The following is a 3,804-nucleotide window of genomic DNA, read 5'->3' as shown; positions in this document are numbered from 1 at the left end:
ACGATAGAAGTCTGAGATGTTATGCTTGGACTTCTTTTTGGAGGGAAAACAGATGTCTCAAATCGAAAGAATCAAGCAAGCCATTATGGCGGATCCACAGAATATCAGCTATACAGAACGCGGAATCGAACCTCTCTTTGCGGCGCCAAAAACTGCCCGCATCAATATTGTCGGTCAAGCTCCGGGGTTTAAAACGCAAGAAGCTGGGATTTATTGGAAGGATAAGAGCGGCGATCGCTTGCGTGAGTGGCTAGGTGTAGATGAAGATACCTTTTACAATTCGGGCTTGTTTGCAGTTATTCCCATGGACTTTTATTTCCCAGGACATGGAAAATCGGGCGACCTTCCCCCCCGTAAAGGCTTTGCCGAAAAATGGCACCCACAACTCTTGCAAGAATTGCCCAATATCCAATTAACTCTCTTGATTGGGCAATATGCCCAAGCCTATTATTTACATGAGAAAGTTAGTGGCAAGGTGACAGAACGGGTAAAACATTACCAGAACTACTTACCAACCTATTTTCCTCTAGTTCACCCTTCTCCTCGTAATCAAATTTGGATGGCTAAGAATCCTTGGTTTGAGTCAGAAGTGATGCCCGATTTGAAAAAAAGAATTCAAAAGATTCTTGGAGAAACAAAATGAAAGAAATTACTTTTAACGATTTTTACCAGCTTTACCAGAATAGTTCACTTTCTGTGCTGGACGTGAGAGCAGTAGATGAGTTTGAGTCTCTTCATTTAGAAGGTGCTCGTAATTTACCTCTCAGTCAATTGGCTGATACTTATGAACAACTAGACAAAGACCAGCTTTACTACGTGATTTGTAAATCTGGGATGAGGTCAGCACGTGCTTGTCAATTTCTAGCTGAACAAGGTTATGACGTTATCAATGTCCAAGGCGGAATGACGGTCTTTGAAAATCTTTAAACCTATATGGCGATAGATCCTAGTCTTCCCTTGCTCGGTTCCAACTGAGTGAGGGATTTTGTTTTTAGATAATTCTTATTTTTAAAAATATTGAAAACATTCAATGATTAATTTTGGATACTTTTTTCAGAGTCTTAATCATGGTATACTAGGTCAGTATTTTAGAAATATGAAGGAGATTTTTATGGCTAAAAAAGGTGCCCTAACAGGCTTGCTCCTGTTTGGAATATTTTTTGGTGCGGGGAACTTGATTTTTCCGCCTTCTCTAGGTGCCCTATCTGGAGAACAGTTTCTTCCTGCCATCGCAGGTTTTGTATTTTCGGGTGTTGGGATTGCTGTCCTAACGCTCATCATCGGAACGCTCAATCCTAAAGGATACATTCACGAGATTTCTAAGAAAATCTCACCTTGGTTTGCGACACTTTATCTTGCAGTCCTCTATCTATCAATTGGCCCCTTCTTTGCCATTCCGCGTACAGCAACAACAGCTTACGAAGTTGGGATTAGTCCCCTCTTGTCTGAAGCAAATAAAGGCCTAGGATTGATTATCTTTACCGTGCTTTACTTTGCCGCAGCCTATCTGATTTCACTCAATCCATCAAAGATTTTGGACCGTATCGGACGAATCTTGAGACCAGTCTTTGCTTTGTTGATCGTTATCTTGGTTGTACTAGGTGCCTTCAAATACGGTGGAACAAGTCCTCAAACTGCGTCAGCTGCTTATCAAGCTTCTGCCTTTGGTACAGGTTTCCTAGAAGGTTATAATACCTTGGATGCTCTTGCTTCAGTGGCCTTTAGTGTGATTGCTGTTCAAACCTTGAAACAACTTGGATTTTCAAGTAAGAAAGAATACATCTCAACTATTTGGGTTGTTGGTATTGTGGTAGCTCTTGCCTTTAGCGCTCTCTACATCGGTTTAGGATTCCTTGGAAATCATTTCCCAGTACCAGCAGAAGTGATGAAGGGTGGAACACCAGGCGTTTATATCTTGTCACAAGCAACTCAGGAAATCTTTGGTTCAACAGCTCAGCTCTTTCTTGCTGTTATGGTAACTGTAACCTGTTTCACAACGACAGTTGGCTTGATTGTGTCGACAGCAGAGTTCTTTAACGGACGTTTCCCACAAATCAGTTACAAGGTCTATGCAACTGCCTTTACCTTGATTGGGTTTGCTATTGCTAATCTTGGCCTTGATGCAATCATTAAGTACTCAGTGCCAGTACTTGTAATCTTGTACCCAATCACCATCTCCATTGTGATGATCGTGATTGTGAATAAGTTTGTACCCTTATCAAAACCGGGCATGCAGTTAACCATTAGCCTTGTTACAGCTATTGCTCTTGCAAGCGTTCTTGGAAGTTCCTTTAAGATTGAGTTTCTTGAAAATCTGATTAATGCCCTTCCGTTTGCGTCAGCCTCTCTTCCATGGCTAGTGCCAGCTATTATCGGAATCTTGCTTTCGCTGGTTCTACCAAACAAACAAGAGAGTGATGTTTTTGAGATGGAATAAAAAAATTCTTGGTCAACGACCAAGAATTTTTTGTATAAGCACGACTCGTTAGTTGGTTTGTTCAGTATAACCAGCCTCTTTAAGCATTTTTCTAGTTTTTAGGAAACTTACACGGCTTCCAGAGCCAGAAACTTCATTTGGCATTGCTTTTTTCATCTCTTCGAGATTCACAACAGTCATGTCAACCTCCATGCTATGGATGACTTTTCCATCTTTGAATTCGATATTTTGTGTAATGCCTTTAAGTCCTTCCTCCTTTTTATAAGTTTTCACGATAAGTTCTTTAATCTCTTCTGCTGACTTGTCCAGTATTTCAGGGTCAAAAACATTATAGACTTCTTGTTTTACAACATCATCCCCCTTAACAGTGTATGTCAAGGTAGAAGTTCTTCCGGGATTGCTATTGTGAACAAATGTGTGGGTTTCTGTCTCATCTTTCTTTTCAGATGATTGTTGGCTGCTTTGTTTGGTCTCGCTTGACTGAGTTGTTGTGTCTTCTTTGGTACTGCTGCTAGCAGGTGTAGATGCTTGTTTGGAGCATCCGAGCAGGAGGACAAGTGAAGCCACTAGGGCTAGTGAAGTTTTAACAAGAGTTTTCATAAAATTTCCTTTCATAATCAAAGTATTTTGTATTATAACATGATTCTACTACAAAATCAACTAGACCTCCCCTCTCATCTGATTTGACATGACAATGAACAGAAACTAGTCTGACGATTAAAGTTTTGTCTCTATCTGTTTCAAAAATTTTTTATCGTATGGATTGAAAAGTGGGAAGTTTTAAATGCACTTTTTATGGGATTTGGAGGAATCTATCGGACTCATCAGTTAGGAATATAGTAAAATACCCCAAGAGTCAGAGTTGTGTCTAACTTTTGGGGTGGACCTACACTAGTCTATATGAAATTTTGGGAGATTAGTTCGTCTTTTCTGTGAATCCCATTTTTTCCAGTGCTTTTTTAGAATTTGAGAAACTGACACGATTACCGATACCAGAATATTCTTCAGGAAGTGCTTTTCTAAGTTCGCTAATGCTTGCAACTGAGAAATCAACTTCTAGATCTTGAACAACTTTACCATCTTTGATTTCAATCGTTTGTTTAACACCTTTGAGTCCATTATAACCTTTGTACTTTTCTTCGATAAAACTCTTGACATCTTCTGGAGTTGCACCAAGGATTTCAGGATCAGCAATGTTATTAGCTGATTGCTTGATAACATTGTCCCCTTCTACAGTATAAATCAAGGTAGAAGTGATTCCAGAATTGCTTTTGTTTACAAAGGTATGTGTTTTAGTTGTTTCTTTCTTTTCAGATGATTGTTGACTGCTTTGTTTAGTCTCGTTTGACTGAGTTGTTGTGTCTTCT

Annotated in this window: 5 protein-coding genes; 3 read left to right on the top strand and 2 right to left on the bottom strand. The window is 39.6% G+C overall.

Annotated features, from left to right (window positions below; translation table 11 throughout):
- Window positions 1-52 precede the first annotated feature (52 nt).
- The 3 genes from GMD1S_RS06875 (at window position 53) to brnQ (ending at window position 2,437) form a co-directional block, all read left to right on the top strand.
- On the top strand, window positions 53-643 hold the full coding sequence (locus GMD1S_RS06875; RefSeq protein ID WP_000078130.1) for a uracil-DNA glycosylase family protein: 591 nt from the start codon (window positions 53-55) through the stop codon (window positions 641-643).
- The gene (locus tag GMD1S_RS06870; protein ID WP_000659167.1) at window positions 640-927 is read left to right on the top strand and encodes a rhodanese-like domain-containing protein; all 288 of its coding nucleotides are present in this window, start codon (window positions 640-642) and stop codon (window positions 925-927) included. Before GMD1S_RS06875 ends, GMD1S_RS06870 begins: the two co-directional genes overlap by 4 nt.
- Before the next feature lie 184 nt (window positions 928-1,111).
- Complete coding sequence (gene brnQ / locus GMD1S_RS06865; protein WP_001074587.1) at window positions 1,112-2,437, top strand: branched-chain amino acid transport system II carrier protein; 1,326 nt, start codon at window positions 1,112-1,114, stop codon at window positions 2,435-2,437.
- 48 nt (window positions 2,438-2,485) lie between these two features.
- Here the strand turns inward: brnQ and GMD1S_RS06860 are convergent, their stop codons facing one another.
- On the bottom strand, window positions 2,486-3,037 hold the full coding sequence (locus GMD1S_RS06860) for a DUF1307 domain-containing protein (RefSeq protein ID WP_000855328.1): 552 nt from the start codon (window positions 3,035-3,037) through the stop codon (window positions 2,486-2,488).
- Window positions 3,038-3,353: 316 nt separating this feature from the next.
- A partial coding sequence (locus GMD1S_RS06855; protein ID WP_000330746.1) for a DUF1307 domain-containing protein occupies window positions 3,354-3,804 on the bottom strand: 451 nt, incomplete at its 5' end.

The organism is Streptococcus sp. GMD1S (genome assembly GCF_000296875.1).
Taxonomy (GTDB): Bacteria; Bacillota; Bacilli; order Lactobacillales; family Streptococcaceae; genus Streptococcus.
This window is presented reverse-complemented; position numbering and strand designations above follow the sequence as displayed.